The sequence below is a fragment of the Streptomyces composti genome (assembly GCF_012034205.1).
Taxonomy (GTDB): domain Bacteria; phylum Actinomycetota; class Actinomycetes; order Streptomycetales; family Streptomycetaceae; genus Streptomyces; species Streptomyces composti.
Genome location: NZ_JAATEM010000003.1, coordinates 83,337 through 105,875 on the forward strand (window position 1 = coordinate 83,337; position 22,539 = coordinate 105,875).

The following is a 22,539-nucleotide window of genomic DNA, read 5'->3' on the forward strand; positions in this document are numbered from 1 at the left end:
AAGGGACACAAGCGCCATGAACCTCGCCCCCCAGGTCGAAACCGCCGAACTCACCGACGCCGACCTGGAGTCCGTCTCCGGCGGTCAGGCGGGCGCCGGCACCGGCCTCGCCGTCGGCGTCCACGCCGAGCCGGGTGCCCTGGGCGTCCACGTCGAGGCGGGCCCCCTCGCCCTCACCGCCGGCGCCGGCGTGACCGCCTCCCTCCAGGGCGTCTCCGCCGACGGTCACCTGAGCGCGACGCTGTACTGAGCCGCGGCACCGGCTGCCGGCAGCGGGGCGGAAGCTGGACTCCCGCCCCGCTTCACCGTGCCGGAGGACGGTCGGTGCGCAGAGGCGGGTGGGGCCGGGCCCTTCGACTGCGGCCCGCGAGTCACTAGGATCCCGGTGGTCCCGGGGGACGGCCCCGGAGCAGCCCATGAGACCGCGGCGGTGGGGGTGACATGAGCACCGGTCTGCTGGCGACCGTCGCCGCGCTGTGGGGCGCGGCGGCCGGGGCGCTGCTGCCGCGGGCGGCGTACCGCTTCTCCGCCCCGCAGGGGCAGGAGTGGCTGACGGCCTGCCCGGCGGGACACCCGGTACGGGGATGGCTGGGCCGGGCCCGCTGTGTCCACTGCACCAGGACAGCGGCAGCCCCGGCGCGCACACGAACGGCCACAGCGGCGGGAACGACAACGGCCGGCGCCTACGGCTCCACCGCGCCCGCGCTGCTCGCCACCGCCCTGGTCTGCGCCGCCCTCGCAGCGGCCACCGGGACCCGCCCCGAGCTGGCCGTCTGGCTGCTCCTCGCGCCCGCCGGAGTCCTGCTGGCCATCGTCGACTTCCGGGTGCAGCGGCTGCCCGACCCGCTCACCCTGCCCTTCGCCGCGGCCGCGCTGCTCCTGCTCGGCCTGGTCTCCCTGGTCCCCGAGCACGCGGGGGAGTGGACCACCGCACTGCTGGGGGCACTCGCCCTCGGCGGCGGCTACTTCGTGCTGTTCCTGATCAACCCGGCCGGCATGGGCTTCGGCGATGTGAAGCTGGCCCTCGGTGCGGGCGCCGTGCTCGGCTGGTACGGCTGGCCCACCCTGATGCTGGGCACCCTCGCCGGGTTCCTGTCGGGGGCGGTCTACGGCGGTGCCCTGGTCGTCGCCCGGCGGGCCGGACGCAAGACGGCCATCCCGTTCGGCCCGTTCCTGATCACCGGTGCCTTCGTGGGGCTCCTGGCCGGCGCGTACACGGCCTGAGCGCGGGTGCGGGTGCCGCACGGCGCCGGACGCGCATGCCCCCCGCGGCGCGTGTACGGCCCCCCACCGCGGCGCGTGCGGCCCGCCGCCCGGACGCGACCCGGCCTGACGTCGGCCCCTCCGACCCCCTGGCGTACGCTGGGCAAGTCCGCCCACCCGTCTCCCACCACCACGAAAGGGACGCCCGGTGACCGAGAAGGCCGACCTTCAGCCCATCCTCGACCGTGCAGCCGCCGGTGGACGGATCACCCCGGAAGAGGCGCTCGAGCTCTACCGCCACGCCCCGCTGCACGCGCTGGGCGCCGCCGCCGACGCGGTGCGCAGGCGCAGGTTCGCCGGTACGGAGCACATCGCGACGTACATCATCGAGCGGAACATCAACTACACCAACGTGTGCGTCACGGCCTGCCGGTTCTGCGCCTTCTACGCCGCCCCCAAGGACACGGAGAAGGGCTGGACCCGCGACCTCGACGACATCCTGCGCCGCTGCGCCGAGACGGTCGAACTGGGCGGCACGCAGATCATGTTCCAGGGCGGCCACCACCCGGACTACGGCGTCGAGTACTACGAGCAGCACTTCGCCGCCATCAAGAAGGAGTTCCCGCAGCTCGTCATCCACAGCCTGGGGGCGAGCGAGGTCGAGCACATGGCCCGGATCTCCGGCGTCTCGGTCGAGGAGGCGATCCGGCGCATCCACGCCGCCGGCCTGGACTCCTTCGCCGGTGCCGGCGCCGAGCTGCTGCCGGAGCGCCCGCGCAAGGCCATCGCCCCGCTGAAGGAGTCCGGCGAGCGCTGGCTGGAGATCATGGAAATCGCCCACAACCTGGGCGTCGAGTCCACCTCCACCATGCTGATGGGCACCGGCGAGACCAACGCCGAGCGGATCGAGCACCTGCGGATGATCCGGGACGTCCAAGACCGCACGGGCGGCTTCCGCGCCTTCATCCCGTACACCTACCAGCCCGAGAACAACCACCTGAAGGGCCGCACCCAGGCCACCCTGTTCGAGTACCTGCGGATGATCGCCATCGCCCGCCTGTTCCTCGACAACGTGGCCCACATCCAGGGCTCCTGGCTGACCACCGGCAAGGAGGTCGGCCAGCTCTCCCTGCACTACGGTGCGGACGACCTGGGCTCGATCATGCTGGAGGAGAACGTGGTCTCCTCGGCCGGCGCCAAGCACCGCTCCAACCGGCTGGAGATCATCGACCTGATCCGCAAGGCGGACCGGGTCCCGGCGCAGCGCTCCACGACGTACGAGCACCTGGTGGTGCACGACGACCCGGCGAACGACCCGGTCGACGACCGCGTGGTCTCGCACATCTCGTCCACCGCCATCGAGGGCGGCACCGCGCACCCCGAGCTGAAGCTGCTGGCCTCCAACTGACGCCGCCGTGCTGACGATTCACGCGGCCGGTCTGCTCGTCCCCGGGGACCGGCGGCCCGCGCTGCCGGGCGGCGCCGTGCTGGTGCGCGACCGGCGGCTGGCGGCGGTCGGCACCCTCGAGGCACTGACGGCCGCCCACCCCGCCGCCCGCGTCCGCCGCTGGCCGGGCCTGCTCACGCCGGGGCTGGTCAACCCGTACGGGCCCGAACTGCTCGAGCACGCCTACCACCCGGACCCGCGCGAGGCCGCCGAACTCGGCACCGAGCCGCTCACCGGCAGGGCCCTGGCGGCGCTCGCGCCGACCGAGGCCCGCCGGGGCGGCAGCGCCCGGCGCGGGGTGCAGCGGCTGCTGGCGCACGGTGTCGTGGCGGTGGCGGGCGAGCTGCCCACTCCTGCCGTGCGCGACGCCGTGCACCGGGCCGGGCTCGGCCTGCTGCCGCGCCCGGCGCCGCCCGCCGGTCCCGCGGTGCTCGACCCGCTGCGCGGCAGGGGCCTGGCGGAGGCGATCACCGGCCCCCTGCCGCCGGAGGGCGAGCAGCCGGAGAACGGCGGCCCCGAAGCGACCTTCGCGGTCTTCGACGTCCCCGACGAGTCCGCGCTCACCGAGCGCGGAGCCGCCACCTGCGTGGCCACGGTCGTGGCCGGCCGGCTGCTGTACCGGCGGCGCTGACGCCGGGATCGGTCAGTTCTTCGCGGTCCGCCCCGCCAGCGCCCTGCCGAAGGCCCCGTCCTTCTGCTCGACGCCGCTGCACTCGGTCAGCTCGTCGTCGGCGGAGCCGTCGCACTGCCGGTCCCGGAACGTGGACCACATGGACACCCAGGCGATCCCCCGCCGTTCCGCGAAGGCACGCACCTGCTCGGCGTCCTCGAGGGTGAACGTCTCGCCCTTCACGTCGTTCACCCCGATCATCGAGGTCAGCGCCATCCCGCGCCACGCCTTGGCCTCCGGCAGCTCGAAGATGCCGCGGAGCTGCTTGTGCGCCGCCTTCGCCGCGGTCACGGCGTAGTCGCCCATGTCGCCGTCGAAGGACTCGCCGTAGTTCATGGTCATGATGTTGACCGTGCCGACCTGCACCCCGTGGTCGTTGGCCGAGTGCAGCAGCGCCACGGTGTCCTTGTCCAGCCCCGACGGCATGACCGGGACGGTGTAGGTCACCTCGAGCCCCGGCCGCTCCTTCTGCAGCAGCGCGATCGCCTCCGAGCGCAGGGCCACCGAGTCGGGGTCGGTCAGCTCGTCGCCCTCGATGTCGAAGTCTGCGCGCTGCGCACCGGCGGCGTCCAGCGCCTTGCCATAGGCCTGCGCCAGCTCCTTCGCGCTGCCGCAGGTGGTCGCCAGCTCCTTGCCGTCCGCACCGCCGAAGGAGACGCGGACCTCGGCGCCGGAGGCGGTGAGCTTGCGTATGCGCGCGGTCACCGCCTTGTCGTCGATCGCCTGCACACCGTGCCAGGACGGGGTGCAGCCCTTGCCGGAGGAGATCACGAACGCCAGGTTGTAGACGTCGGGGGAGCCCGCGGTGTCGTTGGGATCGGCGGACGAGGCGTTGACATAGGGGGCGTAGCCGGTGGCGGTCGGCGGTGGCGCGCCCTGCTCCGCGGGCGCCGTCGCGTCGCTGCCGCCGTCCGGCGACGAGCAGCCCGCGGTGGCGGCCAGGACCAGCAGACAGCCGATCCCGGCAACGGATTTCATCGGACCGCGCATCGAGCTCGCTCCCGTTCCTCGGATCCTTCGTATGACCCGATGACTTTCACTGACCACGTTTCCCTGATGACGCAAAGTTCGCATTCAGGGTTGCACTTCATGCGATCCGGAGCGCTGCCCGGCCGGACGGGGTGGCGGGCGGGCTGCAAGAATGAGCCCGTGACCCGCGCATCCCTGGACAAGCAGCCGCACGAAGTCGCCTCGATGTTCGACGACGTGGCGGAACGGTACGACCTGACCAATGACGTGCTGTCCCTGGGCCAGGACCGCAGATGGCGCAAGGAGGTCGCGAAGGCGGTCGACGCGCGCCCCGCGCAGAAGATCCTGGACCTGGCGGCCGGCACCGGCACCTCGTCGCTGCCCTTCGCCCGCACCGGCGCCTACGTGGTGCCGTGCGACTTCTCCCTCGGCATGCTCTGCGTCGGCAAGCGGCAGCACTCCTGGCTGCCGTACACCGCCGGTGACGCGACGCGGCTGCCGTTCCGGGACGACGTGTTCGACGCCGTCACCATCTCCTTCGGGCTGCGCAACGTGCAGGACTCCGACGCCGCGCTGCGCGAGATGCACCGGGTGACCCGGCCCGGCGGGCGCATCGTGATCTGCGAGTTCTCGCAGCCCGTCTGGGCGCCGTTCCGCACCGTCTACACCGAGTACCTGATGCGGGCGCTGCCCGCGGTGGCCCGCGCGGTGTCGTCCAGCCCGGACGCGTACGTCTACCTCGCCGAGTCCATCCGTGCCTGGCCGGACCAGCCGGCGCTGGCCGAGCGGCTCAGGGGCGCGGGCTGGTCGCGGGTGGCCTGGCGCAATCTCACCGGGGGCGTGGTCGCCCTGCACCGGGGCTTCAAGGAGGGCTGAGCCGCGGGGCGGCGAGTGTGCGGTCGGCTCTCCCGCGCCGCGGGCCTGCGGAGACGACCCGCCTCACGGGCAGGCGAGCAGGGCCGTACCAGGGGCGTGCGGCTCGGACAGTTCCCGCGTGAGCCCGCCGGGCGGCGGCAGCGGCCCGCGCGGCTCGCGCACCCCGCCCCCGCCCTCCCCGAGGTCGAACCACACGTAGACCAGCGAATCCCGCGGCACCTCGGCACCGGGCTCCGGGTACTGGCGTACGACGTGGTCCACGACGGCGAGCCGGAGATCCGGCCGGTCCGGCGAGGTGAGGGACAGCCCGCGCGCCCGGGCCGACTCCCGCGCGTCCACGGCCATCAGGCCGACCAGGCGCGGTACCCGCACCTCCGGCGTCCGGAATCCTCTGGGTGGCAGGCGCACGGACATCACCCCCTGCGGTACGGGCAGGGTAGACCCGCCCGCACCCCGGCAGGAAGCATCGTGTGGCAGTCCGTGACATCCCGTCACCCGGAGTGAGGGCGGGGGAAGCGGGAGAAGCGGGAGAAGGAAAGCGGGGGAAGCGGAGGGAACGCTCAGAGGTCCAGCCGGTAGCAGTGGGCCTCCGCCTTGCGGACCGGAGTGGTGAACGTCTCGGCCAGACGCATCCCCAGCCGCTGTGCGACGGCCGCGGAGCGGGAGTTGCGGGCGTCGACCATCGCCACCACGCTCCGCACACCCGCCGCCCGCACCCGCTCCAGCGTCTGCTGCGCCGCCGCCGTCACATAGCCCCTGCCCCAGTGCTCGCGGCCGAGCCGCCAGCCGATCTCTGTCTCGCCGACGGGCCCCCAGTCCTGCGGCCAGGGCTGGGCGCCGGTGAAGCCGAGGACGCGGCCGGAGGAGTCGAGCACGGACCACAGACAGAAGCCGAGTTCGGCGTCGTGCCGCCGCTGGCGGGCGGTGAGCTCCTCGTAGACCGACAGTCCGGCGGACGTGCCGCCGAAGAACTCCATGACCTCCGGGTCGTCGAAGAGACGGTGCCAGAGATGAGCGTCCTCGTCGGTGGGGACGCGCAGCGTTACGGCGGGGAGAGCTCGGTTCACGTGGACAGCCCTTCAGCCGGTGATCGATTGTGCTGCATAGACTGCCCATGTCCAGTGCCGGTCGGCACGCAGATTTCGAACCTTGGGGAGATCCCGCCGTGACCGAGCCCCTCTCCGACAACACCGCCGACGTGATCGTCGTGGGCGCGGGGCCAGCCGGCTCCACCACCGCCTACCACCTGGCCCGGGCCGGACTCGACGTGCTGCTGCTGGAGAAGACCGAGTTCCCGCGGGAGAAGGTCTGCGGCGACGGTCTGACCCCGCGCGCGGTGAAGCAGCTCGTGGCGATGGGCATCGACATCTCCGAGGAGGCCGGCTGGCTGCGCAACAAGGGCCTGCGCATCATCGGCGGCGGGGTCCGCCTCCAGCTGGACTGGCCGGATCTCGCCTCCTTCCCCGACTACGGTCTGGTCCGCAAGCGCGACGACTTCGACGAGCAGCTGGCCCGGCAGGCGCAGAAGGCGGGCGCCCGGCTGTACGAGCGCTGCAATGTGAGCGCCCCGGTCATCGACGACCGGACCGGCCGCATCACCGGCGTCAGGGCCAAGCTGGGCGAGGACAAGCGGGAGGTCACCTTCCACGCCCCGCTGGTGGTGGCCGCCGACGGCAACTCCACCCGGCTGTCCCTGGCGATGGGCCTGCACCGCCGCGAGGACCGCCCGATGGGCGTCGCGGTGCGCACGTACTTCACCTCGCCCCGCCACGACGACGACTACCTGGAGTCCTGGCTGGAACTCTGGGACCGGCGCGGCCCCCAGGACCGGCTGCTGCCCGGCTACGGCTGGATCTTCGGCATGGGCGACGGCACCTCCAACGTGGGCCTGGGCGTCCTGAACACCTCCGAGGCGTTCAAGGAGCTCGACTGGCGCGAGGTGCTCAAGGCCTGGTGCGCCTCGATGCCGGAGGACTGGGGCTACACCCCGGAGAACATGACCGGCCCGATCCGCGGCGCCGCCCTCCCCATGGCCTTCAACCGCCAGCCGCACTACACGCGCGGTCTGCTGCTCGTCGGCGACGCGGGCGGCCTGGTCAACCCCTTCAACGGCGAGGGCATCGCCTACGCCATGGAGTCCGGGCAGATCGCCGCCGACGTCATCGTCCAGGCGCAGGCGCGGGCCACCCCGGCCCAGCGGGAGATCGCCCTCCGGCGCTACCCGCGCATCCTGAAGGACACCTACGGCGGCTACTACACGCTGGGCCGCGCCTTCGTGAAGCTCATCGGCAACCCGAAGATCATGCAGATCGCCGCCCAGCGCGGCCTGACCCACCCGATGCTGATGAGGTTCACCCTCAAGCTCCTCGCCAACCTCACCGACCCGACGGGCGGCGACGCGATGGACCGCATCATCAACGGCCTGAGCAAGGTGGCCCCGAAGGCCTGAACATCCCCGGCCCGTGGGCGGCCGAGGGTCCCGGGAACGGGCCCTCGGCCGCCTTCCGCGTTCGGGCAGACCGCCGCAGAAGCATCCAGCGGGCGCACGTGGCGCACGCGGGGTGCGGCGGCCCGAAAAGGACTCAACCGTGCGAACCGGGTCACGGGTGCGGGCTCGGCGGGACGGCCTGAGCGCGCCTGTGCGCGGCCGGAGTTCCGCGACCGGACCTCGGGGCCGTCCGCCGCCTCCGGGGCGCCGTGAGGGCCGCTGCGGGGGCGGACGCGGGGTGCGGGTGGGCGTGGGGGAGCGTCAAGCCGCCCGTGACGGGGAATGATTCGGACAATCCGGCGATCTTGACTGCTGGTCGTGCCCGCCGCGACGACGACGAGGGTCGTCACCCCCGAGCGGTGACGACCCTTCAGTCCGTTATGAGCGCGAAGCGCTGTTTCGGAGCGCCCTGGCGGAGAACGCCCGGCACGTGCCCGGCTTCAGCAAGTCCGGGTCAGAGCACGCGCACGGCACCCGTGGCCGGGTAGCCGGAGAGGTCCTGGATGACGACGCCCTTGGAGGGGTTCGCGGCGTCCAGGTACTGGCCGTTCCCGATGTAGACGCCCGTGTGGTACGCGGAACCCTTGGCGCCCCAGTAGAGGATGTCCCCGACCTGGATCTGGGACAGCGGGATGTCGGTGCCCACGGTCGACTGGTCCTGGGAGACGCGCGGCAGGTCGATGCCGACCTGACGGAAGGCGGCCTGCACCAGGCTGGAGCAGTCCCAGGCGTTGGGGCCGGTGGCGCCCATGACGTAGGCGTCGCCCACCTGGGCCTTGAGGAAGGAGATGACCGTCGCGACGCTGCCGCTGGCCGGCGCGGAGGCGGTCGTGGTGCTCTGGAGGGACGGGCGCTCGGCGTTGCGCGCCGCGCGCTCGGCGGCGGCCTTGCGGGCCTCCTCCGCCGCCTTCTTCCGGGCCTCGGCCTTCTTCTTGGCCTCGGCGAGGTCCGCCTTGGCCTCCTTGGCGGCCTTGGCGGCGGCCGCGTCACGCTCGGCCTTCAGCTGGTAGTCCGCGGCGGCCTGCTGGGTGACCTCGGCGGACTGGGCGACCTGAGCGGCCAGGTCGGCCGTCAGGGTGGGCAGTTCGACGGTCTGCGTCACGGGCTCGGCGGCGTTGGCCGAGCTGGACGCACCGGCGACTGCCAGGGTGCTGAGGACGCCACCGGCAACTCCGGCCCGCATCGCGATCGTGGAGGTCGCGGTGCGGCGGGGCTTCCGGTGGCTGCGTATGTGAGCGGTGTGGGACATGGGAACAACCGGTACCAGGGGCTCCTTCATATCTTCAAGAAACGTGGTCTGCGCCACAGTTGTTCAAAGTGACCTTCAAACAGCGGTCCCGCGACCGCCTATTGACGTCGTAACGGACATTGCGGACGCCCGGCTTCGGGGCTGTGATCACGGTCTTTGATCAATACGCCCGAATTGCACCGCGCTTACCACCGGAGCGATTGGTTGGCCAAGCCCGGTTCTCATCCGGCTCTCATGAATGTGGCAGAGGTCACGGAACGATGAACCGGGTGCGTGCGTCGCGCCGTCGGGATCACGACGCGGTCACGGCCGGATCTCGACGCCGCGACTTCGTGAACGCGTGCACACGTCCACACCGCGACGTGAATGCCCTCTCATGTGTGAACGCCGCCTCTATCAAGAGATCGAGTCCAACTCCAATTTGCATGCAAGGGAACCCTCTTGATATTGAGACGCACCCTCTGGCCTGCGCTGACGAGCCAAAATGTCACCGCTGGTGATCGCCCGGCCGCTTCGAGTGCGAAGATCACCGCTCATCCGACTTCATGATCGTTCGTCAGGTGGTGAAGATCACAAAGCTTGTGCAATACCCCGTGTCGCAGATCACAGACCCACGGGCATAAGATGCGGAGCGGTTGGGCTTGTGACCTGCTTCACATGTTCTCGATCTTCGCCGGGGCGGGCGTGGTTCGTGGGACTGGTGAGGCGGTCGGGCCCCGCTGCACAACCGCCAGCAGTCAGTGCCGACTGAGAGGAGCGAGGAGCGGTGAACGCGTATGCGCCCATCCTCGTACTGGGAGCCCTCGGGGCAGGCTTTGCGATCTTCTCCGTGGTCATGGCCACGCTGATCGGGCCCAAGCGGTACAACCGCGCCAAGCTCGAGGCCTACGAGTGCGGCATCGAGCCGACCCCCACGCCGGCCGGCGGCGGGCGCTTCCCCATCAAGTACTACCTGACGGCGATGCTCTTCATCGTCTTCGACATCGAGATCGTCTTCCTCTACCCCTGGGCCGTCACCTTCGACGCCCTGGGGATTTTCGGGCTCGTGGAGATGCTGCTCTTCGTGCTCACCGTCTTCGTCGCGTACGCGTACGTATGGCGGCGCGGCGGCCTGGAATGGGACTGAGGGGCCACAAGTCATGGGACTCGAAGAAAAGCTGCCGAGCGGCTTCCTGCTGAGCACCGTCGAGCAGGCCGCGGGGTGGGTGCGCAAGTCGTCCGTCTTCCCCGCCACGTTCGGACTCGCCTGCTGTGCCATCGAGATGATGACCACCGGCGCCGGCCGCTACGACCTGGCGCGCTTCGGCATGGAGGTGTTCCGCGGGTCGCCGCGCCAGGCGGACCTGATGATCGTCGCCGGCCGGGTGAGCCAGAAGATGGCGCCGGTGCTGCGGCAGGTCTACGACCAGATGCCGAACCCCAAGTGGGTGATCTCCATGGGGGTCTGCGCCTCCTCGGGCGGCATGTTCAACAACTACGCGATCGTCCAGGGCGTCGACCACATCGTCCCCGTCGACATCTATCTGCCCGGCTGCCCGCCCCGGCCGGAGATGCTGATGGACGCCATCCTCAAGCTCCACGAGAAGATCCGCACCTCCAAGCTCGGCGTCAACGCGGAGGAAGCGGCCCGTGAGGCGGAGGAGGCGGCGCTCAAGGCCCTGCCCACGATCGAGATGAAGGGGCTGCTGCGATGAGCGACGACGCACCCAGGGATGCGAACGGGGTGAACCCCGAGAAGGAACTCTCCGCCGAGAACCTGCCCGGCCAGCGCGGCGAGGGCGGCGAGGAGATCCGCGTCCAGCGCGGGATGTTCGGCGCCAACAACGGCGGCGACACCTCCGGTTACGGCGGCCTGGTCCGCTCGGTCCGGCTCCCGGGACCGGCGAACCGCCCCTACGGCGGATGGTTCGACGAGGTGGCCGACGAACTCGAGGGCGCGCTCGAGGAGCAGGGGCTGCTCCCGGAGAACGCCATCGAGAAGACGGTCGTCGACCGCGGCGAGATCACCTTCCACATCGAGCGTGAGCACCTGGTCCGCGTCGCCCGCACCCTGCGCGACGACCCGGCGCTCCGCTTCGAGCTGTGCACCGGCGTGAGCGGCGTGCACTACCCCGGTGACAAGGGCCGCGAGCTGCACGCCGTCTACCACCTGCGCTCGATCACCCACAACCGGGTGATCCGCCTGGAGGTCAGCTGCCCCGACAGCGACCCGCACATCCCGTCGCTGGTCTCCGTCTATCCGACGAACGACTGGCACGAGCGCGAGACGTACGACTTCTTCGGCATCGTCTTCGACGGTCACCCGGCCCTGACGCGGATCATGATGCCGGACGACTGGCAGGGCTTTCCGCAGCGCAAGGACTACCCCCTCGGCGGCATCCCCGTCGAGTACAAGGGCGCCCAGATCCCGGCTCCGGACCAGCGGAGGTCGTACTCGTGAGCACGTCGAACACATCCGCCGCGTCCGCCGCTTCGGCGCGCGAGACCACGGAAGGCACCGTCTACACCGTCACCGGCGGCGACTGGGACGAGGTCGTCCAGGCCGCGGCCCGCACCGACGACGAGCGCATCGTCGTCAACATGGGCCCGCAGCACCCCTCCACCCACGGGGTGCTCCGCCTGATCCTGGAGATCGACGGCGAGACGGTCACCGAGGCCCGCTGCGGCATCGGCTATCTGCACACCGGCATCGAGAAGAACCTCGAGTACCGGACGTGGACCCAGGGCACCACGTTCGTGACGCGCATGGACTACCTGACGCCGTTCTTCAACGAGACGGCGTACTGCCTCGCGGTCGAGAAGCTGCTCGGCATCGAGGACCAGGTGCCCGAGCGCGCCTCGGTCATCCGGGTCCTGCTGATGGAGCTCAACCGCCTCTCCTCGCACCTGGTGGCCATCGCCACCGGCGGCATGGAGCTCGGCGCCACCACGATCATGATCTACGGCTTCCGTGATCGTGAACTCATCCTCGACATCTACGAGCTGATCACCGGCCTGCGGATGAACCACGCCTACATCCGCCCCGGCGGACTCGCCCAGGACCTGCCGCCCGGCGCGGTGGACCAGATCCGCGAGTTCGTGAAGAAGATGAAGAAGAACCTCCCGGAGTACGACAAGCTCGCCACCGGGAACCCCATCTTCAAGGCCCGCCTGCAGGACATCGGCTACCTGGACCTGGCGGGCTGCATGGCCCTCGGCGCCACCGGCCCGATCCTGCGCTCCACCGGCCTGCCGCACGACCTGCGCAAGGCGCAGCCCTACTGCGGCTACGAGAACTACGAGTTCGACATCCCGACCGCCGACACCTGCGACGCCTACGGCCGCTTCCTGATCCGGCTCGAGGAGATGCGCCAGTCGCTGCGGATCATCGAGCAGTGCCTGGACCGGCTGGAGCCCGGACCGGTCATGGTCGCCGACAAGAAGATCGCCTGGCCCGCCCAGCTCGCCCTGGGCCCGGACGGACTGGGCAACTCCCTGGACCACATCAAGAAGATCATGGGCACCTCCATGGAGGCCCTGATCCACCACTTCAAGCTGGTCACGGAGGGCTTCCGGGTCCCGCCGGGACAGGCCTACGCGGCGGTCGAGTCGCCCAAGGGCGAACTCGGCGTGCACGTCGTCTCCGACGGCGGCACCCGCCCCTACCGGGTCCACTTCCGTGACCCGTCCTTCACCAACCTGCAGACCATGGCGGCGATGTGCGAGGGCGGCCAGGTCGCCGACGTCATCGTCGCCGTCGCGTCCATCGACCCCGTGATGGGAGGCGTCGACCGGTGACCACCTCTTCTTCCGAGCGGGGCGTCAGCCTGGGCATGCCCGAACTGCCCGCACCCCCCTACCCGGACGACGTCCGGGCCCGGCTGGAGGCCGACGCGCGCGAGATCATCTCCCGCTACCCGGGCTCCCGGTCCGCCCTCCTGCCGCTGCTGCACCTGGTGCAGTCGGAGGAGGGCCATGTCACGCGCACCGGCATCCAGTTCTGCGCGGACATGCTCGGCCTCACCTCGGCCGAGGTCACCGCCGTCGCCACCTTCTACACCATGTACCGGCGCAAGCCGAGCGGCGACTACCAGGTCGGGGTGTGCACCAACACGCTGTGCGCCGTCATGGGCGGCGACGCGATCTTCGAGGAGCTGCAGGAGCACCTCGGGGTCGGCAACGGCGAGACCACCGAGGACGGCAAGGTCACCCTCGAGCACATCGAGTGCAACGCCGCCTGCGACTACGCGCCGGTGGTGATGGTCAACTGGGAGTTCTTCGACAACCAGACCCCCGAGAGCGCCAAGCGCCTCGTGGACGACCTGCGCGCCGGCCGCCCGGTCTCGCCCACCCGCGGCGCCCCGCTGTGCACCTTCAAGCAGACCGCGCGCATCCTGGCCGGCTTCCCCGACGAGCGGGAGGGAGCCGTCGAGGCCTCCGGCAGCGCCGGCCCCGCCTCCCTGGTCGGACTGAAGCTGGCCAAGGGCGAGGCCGCCCCCGCGCGCGTGGTGCACCCGCGCGGCGCGGCCCCCGAGGACGCGCCGCCGCACGAGCCGTCGCCCACCGAGCACCTCAGCTCGCACGACGCGCCGCAGCAGACGTCGGCCTCCGACCCGGACCACCCGGCCGGGCCCGCCGCCGAGGAGGGGGAGTGATGACCTTGGCACCCGAACTGCAGGACACCAGCCCGGAGAAGCTGCTCGCACCCGTGCTGTCGGCCTTCTGGGACGAGGACAGGTCCTGGACGCTGGACGTCTACCGGCGGCACGAGGGCTACGAGGGGCTCCGCAAGGCGCTGGCCATGTCCCCGGACGACGTCATCGCCTACGTCAAGGACTCCGGACTGCGCGGCCGAGGAGGCGCCGGCTTCCCCACCGGGATGAAGTGGCAGTTCATCCCGCAGGGCGACGGCAAGCCGCACTACCTCGTGGTCAACGCCGACGAGTCCGAGCCCGGGACCTGCAAGGACATCCCGCTGCTCTTCGCCAACCCGCACAGCCTGATCGAGGGCATCGTCATCGCCTGCTACGCCATCAGGTCCTCCCACGCCTTCATCTACCTGCGCGGCGAGGTCGTCCCCGTGCTGCGGCGGCTGCACGCCGCGGTGCGCGAGGCCTACGAGGCGGGCTACCTCGGCAAGAACATCCTCGGCAGCGGACTCGACCTCGAACTCACCGTGCACGCGGGCGCCGGCGCGTACATCTGCGGTGAGGAGACCGCCCTGCTGGACTCGCTGGAGGGCCGCCGCGGGCAGCCCAGGCTGCGTCCCCCCTTCCCGGCCGTGGCCGGCCTCTACGCCTGCCCCACTGTGGTGAACAACGTCGAGTCCATCGCCTCGGTTCCCGCCATCCTGAACCGGGGCAAGGAGTGGTTCCGGTCGATGGGCAGCGAGAAGTCCCCCGGCTTCACGCTGTACTCGCTCTCTGGCCACGTGGCCAACCCCGGCCAGTACGAGGCCCCGCTCGGCATCACCCTGCGCCAGCTGCTCCAGATGAGCGGCGGCATGCGGCCCGGGCACCGGCTGAAGTTCTGGACCCCGGGCGGCTCCTCCACGCCGCTGCTCACCGACGAGCACCTCGACGTCCCCCTCGACTACGAAGGGGTCGGCGCCGCGGGCTCCATGCTCGGCACCAAGGCCCTGCAGTGCTTCGACGAGACCACCTGCGTGGTCCGCGCCGTCACCCGCTGGACCGAGTTCTACGCTCACGAGTCCTGCGGCAAGTGCACTCCCTGCCGCGAGGGCACGTACTGGCTGGTCCAGCTGATGCGCGACATCGAGGCAGGCAAGGGCAAGATGTCCGACCTCGACAAGCTCAACGACATCGCCGACAACATCAACGGCAAGTCCTTCTGCGCCCTCGGCGACGGCGCCGCCTCGCCGATCTTCTCCTCGCTGAAGTACTTCCGCGAGGAGTACGAGCAGCACATCACGGGCCGCGGCTGCCCCTTCGACCCGGCCAGGTCCACGGCCTGGGCCGACCACCGTACGGAGGTGAACGCATGACTGTGACCACGAGCGCTCCCTCCGGAGGAGGCGAGGCGGCCCTGCCGCCCGAGGACCTCGTGACCCTGACCATCGACGGCATCGAGATCAGCGTGCCCAAGGGCACCCTGGTCATCCGTGCCGCCGAACAGCTCGGCATCGAGATCCCCCGCTTCTGCGACCACCCGCTGCTCGACCCGGCCGGTGCCTGCCGCCAGTGCATCGTCGAGGTCGAGGGCCAGCGCAAGCCGATGGCCTCCTGCACCATCACCTGCACCGACGGGATGGTCGTCAAGACCCATCTGACCTCGCCGGTCGCGGAGAAGGCGCAGAAGGGTGTGATGGAGCTGCTGCTCATCAACCACCCGCTGGACTGCCCCGTCTGCGACAAGGGCGGCGAGTGCCCGCTGCAGAACCAGGCGATGTCGCACGGCAACGCCGAGTCCCGCTTCGAGGGCAAGAAGCGCACCTACGAGAAGCCGGTGGCGATCTCCACCCAGGTGCTGCTGGACCGCGAGCGGTGCGTGCTGTGCGCCCGCTGCACCCGCTTCTCCAACCAGGTCGCGGGCGACCCGATGATCGAGCTGATCGAGCGGGGCGCGCTCCAGCAGGTCGGCATCGGCGAGGGCGACCCGTTCGAGTCGTACTTCTCCGGCAACACCATCCAGATCTGCCCGGTCGGCGCGCTCACCTCGGCCGCCTACCGGTTCCGCTCCCGCCCCTTCGACCTGGTCTCCTCGCCGTCCGTGTGCGAGCACTGCGCCGGCGGCTGCGCGATGCGCACCGACCACCGGCGCGGCAAGGTCATGCGGCGCCTGGCGGCCGAGGACCCCGAGGTCAACGAGGAGTGGATCTGCGACAAGGGCCGCTTCGCGTTCCGCTACGCGCAGCTGCGGGACCGGCTCGACACCCCGCTGGTGCGCAACGCGGAGGGCGAGCTGCAGCCCGCCTCCTGGCCGGAGGCCCTGCAGATCGCCGCCCAGGGGCTGCTGGCCTCCCGGGGCCGCACCGGCGTGCTCACCGGCGGCCGGCTCACCGTCGAGGACGCCTACGCCTACAGCAAGTTCGCCCGGGTGGCGCTCGGCACCAACGACATCGACTTCCGGGCCCGCGTCCACAGCAGCGAGGAGTCCGACTTCCTCGCCGCGCGCGTCGCAGGCCGCGGACGCGACCTGGACGGCACCGGCGTCACCTACACCGCCCTGGAGAAGGCGCCCGCGGTGCTGCTCGTCGGGTTCGAGTCCGAGGAGGAGGCGCCCGGCGTCTTCCTGCGGCTGCGCAAGGCCTGGCGCAAGCGCGGCCAGCGCACCTTCGCCCTGGCCACCCACGCCACCCCCGGACTGACCAAGGCGGGCGGCACCCTGCTCCCGGCCGCGCCCGGCACCGAGACCGAGTGGCTGGACGCGCTCGCCGCCGGGGTCGGCCTGGAGGGCGACGGGGCCGCGGCCGCCGAGGCGCTGCGCGCCGAGGGCGCGGTGGTCGTCGTCGGCGAACGCCTCGCCGGCGTGGCCGGCGGCCTGACCGCGGCCGCGCGGTTCGCCACCGCCACCGGCGCGCAGCTGGTGTGGATCCCGCGCCGGGCGGGCGAGCGGGGCGCCATCGAGGCGGGCGCGCTGCCGTCGCTGCTGCCCGGCGGCCGTCCCGCGACCGACCCGCGGGCCCGCGAGGAGGTCGCCGCGATCTGGGGCGTCGCCGAACTGCCCCAGCGCTACGGCCGGGACACCGGCCAGATCGTGGAGGCCGCGGTCAACGGCGAGCTGCAGGCGCTGCTGGTCGCCGGTGTCGAGGTGGCCGACCTGCCCGACCCGGCCCGCGCCAGGGCCGCGCTCGCCGAGGCCGGGTTCGTGGTCTCCCTGGAGCTGCGGCCCAGCGAGGTCACCGAGCTGGCCGACGTGGTCCTGCCGGTCGCGGCCGTCGCCGAGAAGGCCGGCACCTTCCTCAACTGGGAGGGCCGCGCCCGGCCGTTCGAGGCGGCGCTCAAGCCCGACCACATGACCCGCAGGCTCCAGCCCACCGACGCCCGCGTGCTGCAGATGCTGGCCGACGCCATGGACGTCCACCTGGGCCTGCCCGACCTGCGCACCATCCGCGCCGAGCTGACCCGGCTCGGCGCCTGGGACGGCCCCCGCGCCACCGAACCGCTGGAGACCGCGGGCGCGCTGCCCCGGCCCGCCGCCGGGGAGGCGGTGCTCGCCGGGCACCGGATGCTGCTCGACCAGGGCGTGCTGCAGCAGGGGGACGAGGCGCTGGCCGGCACCCGGCACGCCGCGCCCGCCCGGCTGTCGGCCGCCACGGCCGCCGAGGTCGGTGTCAAGGACGGCGACCTGCTGGCGGTGACCGGCACCGCCGGCACCGTGCACCTGCCGCTCGCCGTCACCGAGATGCCCGACCGCGTGGTGTGGCTCCCGCTGAACTCCGCCGGCGGCGGTGTCGCCTCCGACACCGGGGCACGCCCCGGCTCCCTCGTCCGCATCGGTCCGGCGACGCCCGCCGGTGAGGCCACCGAGGAGGTGGAGGCATGAGCGCGCACGTCGCCGCCGTCAGCCCGTACGTCGCAGCCGAGGACCTGTCGATGTTCGGCCGCGACCCGTGGTGGCTCATCGCTCTCAAGGCGGTCTTCTGCTTCGCCTTCCTGATGGTGACCGTGCTGATCTCCATCGTGATGGAGCGCAAGGTCGTCGCCTGGATGCAGCTGCGCATCGGACCCAACCGGCACGGCCCCTGGGGCCTGCTCCAGTCGCTCGCCGACGGCGTGAAGCTGATGCTCAAGGAGGACGTCGTCGTCAAGCGCGCGGACAAGGCGGTCTACGTCCTCGCGCCGATCGTCGCCGCCATCCCCGCCTTCATGGCGTTCGCGGTCATCCCGTTCGGCCCGGCCGGCAACGAGATCTCGATCTTCGGCCACCGCACCACGATGCAGCTGACCGACCTGCCGATCGCGATGCTGTACATCCTCGCGGTCGCCTCGGTCGGCATCTACGGCATCGTGCTGGCCGGCTGGAGCTCCGGCTCCACCTACCCGCTGCTGGGCGGACTGCGCTCCTGCGCGCAGATGATCTCCTACGAGATCGCCATGGGCGCCGCGTTCGCCTCGGTCTTCCTCTACTCGGGGTCGATGTCGACCTCGGCGATCGTCGAGCAGCAGACCGACCGCTGGTTCGTGGTGCTGCTGCCGGTCTCCTTCATCATCTACGTCGTCACCATGGTCGGTGAGACCAACCGCGCACCCTTCGACATGCCCGAGTCCGAGGGCGACCTGGTGGGCGGCTTCAACACCGAGTACTCGTCGATCAAGTTCGCGATGTTCATGCTCGCCGAGTACGTGAACATGGTGACCGTCTCGGCCGTGGCCGTCACGCTCTTCCTGGGCGGCTGGCGGGCTCCCTGGCCGGTCAGCACCTTCTGGGAGGGCGCCAACCACGGCTGGTGGCCGATGCTGTGGTTCGTGCTGAAGCTGCAGCTGCTGCTGTTCTTCTTCGTCTGGCTGCGCGGCACGCTCCCGCGGGTCCGCTACGACCAGCTGATGAAGCTCGGCTGGAAGGTCCTCATCCCGGTCTCGTTGGTGTGGTTGATGCTCGTCGCCACCGTGCGGGCCCTGCGGAACGAGAACTACGACTTCGCCGACATCGCCCTCTACATCGGCGCCGCCGTGCTCGCCCTGCTGCTGCTCTCCTTCGTCGCCGACATCTTCCGCGCGAGGAAGGCCAGGCAGGCGCCGCCCGCCGAGGCCCCGGCCGAGTTCGACCCGATGGCCGGCGGGTTCCCGGTACCGCCGCTGCCCGGACAGGAGTTGCCGCCGGTGCCCCGGCGCCGCCCGCGCCGGGAGCGGGAGCTGATTGTCAGTGGTGGGCCCGATACTCAGAGTGACGGACGTGACGGACCTCTGGGCGGATCTACGGATGGAAAGGAGGCGTCCGATGGCTGAGGAGCCCAAGGAGACCAAGCCCGGTTTCCTGAATCCGGTGGCCGGCTTCGGCGTGACCTTCAAGGCCATGTTCAAGAAGCGGCTCACCGAGCAGTACCCGGAGCAGCAGAAAGTCACCGCTCCCCGCTTCCACGGACGGCACCAGCTCAACCGCCATCCGGACGGCCTGGAGAAGTGCGTCGGCTGCGAGCTGTGCGCCTGGGCCTGCCCCGCCGACGCGATCTACGTCGAGGGCGCGGACAACACCGACGAGGAGCGCTACTCGCCCGGCGAGCGGTACGGCCGCGTCTACCAGATCAACTACGCCCGCTGCATCCTGTGCGGGCTGTGCATCGAGGCGTGCCCGACCCGGGCGCTGACCATGACCAACGAGTTCGAGCTGGCCGACTCCAGCCGGGCCGACCTCATCTACACCAAGGAGCAGCTGCTCGCCGGTCTGGAGGAGGGCATGGTCGAGCCGCCGCACGCCATGTACCCGGGCACCGACGAACAGGACTACTACAAGGGCCTGGTGACCGAGGCCGCCCCCGGCACCGAGCGCCAGGTCGCCCGTTCCAAGGGCGAGGTCGTGCAGGAGGCCGACTCCACCTTCGGCCCGACCGAGCCGGCGTCCGAGAAGGTGGTCGGGCGATGACCGAGCAGCTCGCCGCGTACACCACGTCCACCGGAGAGGCCGTCCAGTTCTGGATCCTCGGCACCGTCGCGGTGATCGGAGCCCTGAGCACCGTCTTCATGAAGCGGGCCGTGCACAGCGCGCTCTGCCTGGCCGGCACCATGATCGTCCTGGCGGTGTTCTACCTCGCCAACGGTGCCTACTTCCTCGGCGTCGTGCAGATCGTCGTCTACACCGGCGCGATCATGATGCTGTTCCTGTTCGTGGTGATGCTGGTCGGTGTCACCGCGGCGGACTCCCTGAAGGAGACCATCAAGGGCCAGCGCTGGCTGGCCCTGCTGTGCGGGCTCGGCTTCGGCATCCTGCTGATGGCCGGCATCGGCAACGCCGCCCTGACGGAGTTCAACGGCATCGGCCGGGCGAACGCCGGCGGCAATGTCGAGGGCATCGCGAGCCTGCTGTTCACCAAGTACGTCTTCGCCTTCGAGATCACCGGCGCGCTGCTGATCACGGCCACCGTCGGCGCCATGGTGCTCACCCACCGGGAGCGCACCGAGCGTGCCAGGACCCAGCGCGAACTGGCCCAGAAGCGGATCCGCGAGGGCACCTACATCCCGCCGCTGCCCGCGCCCGGCGTGTACGCGCGGCACAACGCGGTGGACATCGCGGGCCTGCTGCCCGACGGCACCCCGTCCGATCTCACCGTCAGCAAGACGCTCCGCGAGCGCGGCCAGATCCGTGACGTGTCGCAGGAGGCGCTCAACGACCTGCGGGCGCTGGAGCAGCGCGCCGAGGAGCGCCTGGAGCGCACGGCCATCGAGCCGCTGAAGGCGTTCAAGCGGTCCGAGGAGGCGTCCAAGTGAACCCGGTCAACTACCTCTATCTCGCCGCCCTGCTGTTCACCATCGGCGCCACCGGCGTGCTGATCAGGCGCAACTCGATCGTGGTGTTCATGTGCATCGAGCTGATGCTCAACGCCTGCAACCTCGCGTTCGTCGCCTTCTCTCGGATGCACGGCAACCTCGACGGCCAGATCATCGCCTTCTTCACGATGGTCGTCGCCGCCGCGGAGGTCGTGGTCGGGCTGGCGATCATCGTGTCCCTGTTCCGTGCCCGCCACTCGGCCTCGGTCGACGACGCCAGCCTGATGAAGCTGTAAGGGGCTGAAACGTGGAGAATCTGATTGCGCTGCTGGTGGCGGCGCCTCTGCTCGGAGCGGCGGTCCTGCTGTGCGGCGGACGCCGGCTGGACGCCGTCGGCCACTGGATCGGCACACTGCTCGCGGCGGTCTCCTTCGCCCTCGGCATCGTGCTGTTCACCGACATGCTGGGCAGGGGCGCCGAGGAACGCACCCTCACCCAGCACCTGTTCAGCTGGATCCCGGTGGAGGGATTCCAGGCCGACGTCGCCTTCCAGCTCGACCAGTTGTCGATGACGTTCGTCCTGCTGATCACCGGCGTCGGCTCGCTGATCCACCTGTACTCCGTCGGGTACATGGAGCACGACGAGCGGCGCCGCCGCTTCTTCGGCTACCTCAACCTGTTCCTCGCGGCGATGCTGCTGCTCGTCCTCGCCGACAACTACCTGCTGCTGTACGTCGGCTGGGAGGGCGTCGGTCTCGCCTCCTACCTGCTGATCGGCTTCTGGCAGCACAAGCCCAGCGCCGCCACGGCCGCGAAGAAGGCCTTCCTGGTCAACCGGGTCGGCGACATGGGCCTGTCCATCGCGATCATGCTGATGTTCCTGTGGTTCGGCACCTTCGCCTTCGGGCCGGTGCTCGGCGGCCACGGGGAGGAGGGCCTCGCCGCGGCCGCCGGTGAGGACAAGCTCACCGCGATCGCGCTGATGCTGCTGCTCGCCGCCTGCGGCAAGTCCGCCCAGGTGCCGCTGCAGTCCTGGCTCGGCGACGCGATGGAGGGCCCGACCCCGGTCTCGGCCCTGATCCACGCCGCGACCATGGTGACCGCGGGCGTCTACCTGATCGTCCGCTCCGGCGCCGTCTTCGACGGCGCGCCGGACGCCCAGCTCGTCGTCACCATCGTCGGCGCGGTCACGCTGCTCTTCGGTGCGATCGTCGGTTGCGCCAAGGACGACATCAAGAAGGCGCTCGCCGGATCCACCATGTCGCAGATCGGCTACATGGTGCTCGCCGCGGGCCTCGGCCCCATCGGCTACGCCTTCGCCATCATGCACCTGGTGACACACGGCTTCTTCAAGGCCGGACTCTTCCTCGGCGCCGGTTCCGTGATGCACGGGATGAACGACGAGGTCGACATGCGCCGCTACGGCGGACTGCGCACGTACATGCCGGTCACCTTCATCACCTTCGGCCTCGGCTACCTGGCGATCATCGGCTTCCCGGGCCTGTCCGGCTTCTTCTCCAAGGACAAGATCATCGAGTCGGCGTTCGCCAAGGGCGGCACCGAGGGCTGGATCCTCGGCGCCTGCGCCCTGCTCGGCGCGGCCATCACCGCGTACTACATGACGCGCGTGATGCTGATGACGTTCTTCGGCGAGGAGCGCTGGCGCAACGCCCCCACGCCGTCGCCGGCCTCGCCCGACGTGGAGCCCGCCGCGCAGACCGGCGGCACGTACGAGCCGCCGCACCCGCACGAGTCGCCCGGCGTGATGACGGTCCCGATGATCGTGCTGGCGGTCGGCTCGGTGTTCGGCGGCGCGTTCTTCAGCATCGGCGACCGCTTCGTCAACTGGCTGGAGCCCGTCACCGGGTTCGAGCACGGCCACCCGCCGGTCAGCGCCCTGACGGTGACGCTCTCCACGGTCGCCGTCATGGTCCTCGGCGTGGCCATCGCCTGGGGTCAGTACGGGCGCCGCCCGGTCCCGGCCGTCGCCCCGCGCGGCTCGCTGCTCACCCGGGCCGCCCGCCGCGACCTCCTCCAGGACGACTTCAACCACGTGGTTCTGGTGCGGGGCGGCGAACACCTCACCCGCTCCCTGGTCTACGTCGACCACACCCTGGTCGACGGCGTCGTCAACGGCACGGCGGCCGCGATGGGCGGCCTGTCCGGGCGGATGCGCAGGCTGCAGAACGGCTTCGCGCGGTCCTACGCGGTCTCCATGTTCGGCGGCGCGGCGGTCCTGGTCGCCGCGACCCTGCTGATGAGGGCGGTCTGATA

General features: G+C 70.9%; 22 protein-coding genes. 18 read left to right on the forward strand and 4 right to left on the reverse strand.

From position 1 onward, the window contains the following. The first annotated feature begins 16 nt into the window (after window positions 1–16). The 4 genes from HCJ93_RS03460 to HCJ93_RS03475 all read left to right on the forward strand — a co-directional run bounded on the left by HCJ93_RS03460 (window position 17) and on the right by HCJ93_RS03475 (window position 3,281). Complete coding sequence (locus HCJ93_RS03460; RefSeq protein WP_167990951.1) at window positions 17–250, forward strand: hypothetical protein; 234 nt, start codon at window positions 17–19, stop codon at window positions 248–250. 191 nt (window positions 251–441) lie between these two features. After that, window positions 442–1,224 (forward strand): prepilin peptidase, encoded by a 783-nt coding sequence (locus HCJ93_RS03465; protein WP_167990953.1) that lies wholly within the window; start codon window positions 442–444, stop codon window positions 1,222–1,224. A 187-nt stretch (window positions 1,225–1,411) separates the two neighbouring features. Beyond that, window positions 1,412–2,611, forward strand: a complete 1,200-nt coding sequence (mqnC, locus tag HCJ93_RS03470) for a cyclic dehypoxanthinyl futalosine synthase (protein WP_167990954.1) — start codon at window positions 1,412–1,414, stop codon at window positions 2,609–2,611. A 7-nt stretch (window positions 2,612–2,618) separates the two neighbouring features. Next, window positions 2,619–3,281, forward strand: coding sequence for an amidohydrolase family protein (locus HCJ93_RS03475; protein ID WP_309141296.1), 663 nt, complete (start codon window positions 2,619–2,621; stop codon window positions 3,279–3,281). Between the two features lie 12 nt (window positions 3,282–3,293). On the opposite strand, the gene HCJ93_RS03480 is transcribed toward HCJ93_RS03475, so the two are convergent. Further along, on the reverse strand, window positions 3,294–4,310 hold the full coding sequence (locus HCJ93_RS03480; protein WP_206316772.1) for a chitinase: 1,017 nt from the start codon (window positions 4,308–4,310) through the stop codon (window positions 3,294–3,296). A gap of 159 nt (window positions 4,311–4,469) precedes the next feature. On the opposite strand from HCJ93_RS03480, the gene HCJ93_RS03485 reads away from it, so the two are divergent. After that, window positions 4,470–5,165, forward strand: a complete 696-nt coding sequence (locus HCJ93_RS03485; RefSeq protein WP_167990956.1) for a demethylmenaquinone methyltransferase — start codon at window positions 4,470–4,472, stop codon at window positions 5,163–5,165. A gap of 63 nt (window positions 5,166–5,228) precedes the next feature. On the opposite strand, the gene HCJ93_RS03490 is transcribed toward HCJ93_RS03485, so the two are convergent. Both HCJ93_RS03490 and HCJ93_RS03495 read right to left on the reverse strand, forming a co-directional pair. Beyond that, window positions 5,229–5,579, reverse strand: coding sequence for a PASTA domain-containing protein (locus HCJ93_RS03490; RefSeq protein ID WP_167990957.1), 351 nt, complete (start codon window positions 5,577–5,579; stop codon window positions 5,229–5,231). A gap of 146 nt (window positions 5,580–5,725) precedes the next feature. Continuing rightward, window positions 5,726–6,232: a GNAT family N-acetyltransferase gene (locus HCJ93_RS03495; protein WP_167990959.1), complete on the reverse strand. Its 507-nt coding sequence runs from the start codon at window positions 6,230–6,232 to the stop codon at window positions 5,726–5,728. A gap of 47 nt (window positions 6,233–6,279) precedes the next feature. On the opposite strand from HCJ93_RS03495, the gene HCJ93_RS03500 reads away from it, so the two are divergent. Beyond that, entirely contained in the window at window positions 6,280–7,614 is a 1,335-nt protein-coding gene (locus HCJ93_RS03500; RefSeq protein WP_167990961.1) for a geranylgeranyl reductase family protein, read from the forward strand. Between the two features lie 493 nt (window positions 7,615–8,107). On the opposite strand, the gene HCJ93_RS03505 is transcribed toward HCJ93_RS03500, so the two are convergent. Next, entirely contained in the window at window positions 8,108–8,932 is an 825-nt protein-coding gene (locus tag HCJ93_RS03505; protein WP_167990962.1) for a C40 family peptidase, read from the reverse strand. A gap of 736 nt (window positions 8,933–9,668) precedes the next feature. On the opposite strand from HCJ93_RS03505, the gene HCJ93_RS03510 reads away from it, so the two are divergent. Genes HCJ93_RS03510 through nuoL form a run of 12 tightly spaced genes read left to right on the forward strand, consistent with a single transcriptional unit; the run spans window position 9,669 to window position 22,537 of the window. After that, complete coding sequence (locus HCJ93_RS03510) at window positions 9,669–10,028, forward strand: NADH-quinone oxidoreductase subunit A (RefSeq protein WP_003992243.1); 360 nt, start codon at window positions 9,669–9,671, stop codon at window positions 10,026–10,028. Between the two features lie 13 nt (window positions 10,029–10,041). Beyond that, complete coding sequence (locus HCJ93_RS03515) at window positions 10,042–10,596, forward strand: NuoB/complex I 20 kDa subunit family protein (protein ID WP_167990964.1); 555 nt, start codon at window positions 10,042–10,044, stop codon at window positions 10,594–10,596. Continuing rightward, window positions 10,593–11,342, forward strand: a complete 750-nt coding sequence (locus HCJ93_RS03520; protein ID WP_167990966.1) for an NADH-quinone oxidoreductase subunit C — start codon at window positions 10,593–10,595, stop codon at window positions 11,340–11,342. The genes HCJ93_RS03515 and HCJ93_RS03520 overlap by 4 nt, the downstream gene beginning before the upstream one ends. Further along, window positions 11,339–12,679 (forward strand): NADH-quinone oxidoreductase subunit D, encoded by a 1,341-nt coding sequence (locus HCJ93_RS03525; RefSeq protein WP_167990968.1) that lies wholly within the window; start codon window positions 11,339–11,341, stop codon window positions 12,677–12,679. The genes HCJ93_RS03520 and HCJ93_RS03525 overlap by 4 nt, the downstream gene beginning before the upstream one ends. Next, entirely contained in the window at window positions 12,676–13,536 is an 861-nt protein-coding gene (nuoE, locus tag HCJ93_RS03530; RefSeq protein ID WP_167990969.1) for an NADH-quinone oxidoreductase subunit NuoE, read from the forward strand. The genes HCJ93_RS03525 and nuoE overlap by 4 nt, the downstream gene beginning before the upstream one ends. Next, window positions 13,536–14,885 (forward strand): NADH-quinone oxidoreductase subunit NuoF, encoded by a 1,350-nt coding sequence (nuoF, locus tag HCJ93_RS03535; RefSeq protein WP_167990971.1) that lies wholly within the window; start codon window positions 13,536–13,538, stop codon window positions 14,883–14,885. The genes nuoE and nuoF overlap by 1 nt, the downstream gene beginning before the upstream one ends. Beyond that, a complete protein-coding gene (locus HCJ93_RS03540) occupies window positions 14,882–17,386 on the forward strand; it encodes an NADH-quinone oxidoreductase subunit G (RefSeq protein ID WP_167990973.1) in 2,505 nt (834 codons plus the stop codon). The genes nuoF and HCJ93_RS03540 overlap by 4 nt, the downstream gene beginning before the upstream one ends. Further along, window positions 17,383–18,789 (forward strand): NADH-quinone oxidoreductase subunit NuoH, encoded by a 1,407-nt coding sequence (gene nuoH / locus HCJ93_RS03545; protein ID WP_167990975.1) that lies wholly within the window; start codon window positions 17,383–17,385, stop codon window positions 18,787–18,789. The genes HCJ93_RS03540 and nuoH overlap by 4 nt, the downstream gene beginning before the upstream one ends. Continuing rightward, window positions 18,782–19,423, forward strand: a complete 642-nt coding sequence (gene nuoI / locus HCJ93_RS03550) for an NADH-quinone oxidoreductase subunit NuoI (protein WP_167990976.1) — start codon at window positions 18,782–18,784, stop codon at window positions 19,421–19,423. Before nuoH ends, nuoI begins: the two co-directional genes overlap by 8 nt. After that, window positions 19,420–20,265: an NADH-quinone oxidoreductase subunit J gene (locus tag HCJ93_RS03555; protein WP_167990978.1), complete on the forward strand. Its 846-nt coding sequence runs from the start codon at window positions 19,420–19,422 to the stop codon at window positions 20,263–20,265. The genes nuoI and HCJ93_RS03555 overlap by 4 nt, the downstream gene beginning before the upstream one ends. Then, window positions 20,262–20,561 (forward strand): NADH-quinone oxidoreductase subunit NuoK, encoded by a 300-nt coding sequence (nuoK, locus tag HCJ93_RS03560; protein ID WP_167990980.1) that lies wholly within the window; start codon window positions 20,262–20,264, stop codon window positions 20,559–20,561. The genes HCJ93_RS03555 and nuoK overlap by 4 nt, the downstream gene beginning before the upstream one ends. An 11-nt stretch (window positions 20,562–20,572) precedes the next feature. Further along, on the forward strand, window positions 20,573–22,537 hold the full coding sequence (nuoL, locus tag HCJ93_RS03565) for an NADH-quinone oxidoreductase subunit L (RefSeq protein ID WP_167990982.1): 1,965 nt from the start codon (window positions 20,573–20,575) through the stop codon (window positions 22,535–22,537). The last annotated feature ends 2 nt before the right edge of the window (window positions 22,538–22,539 follow it).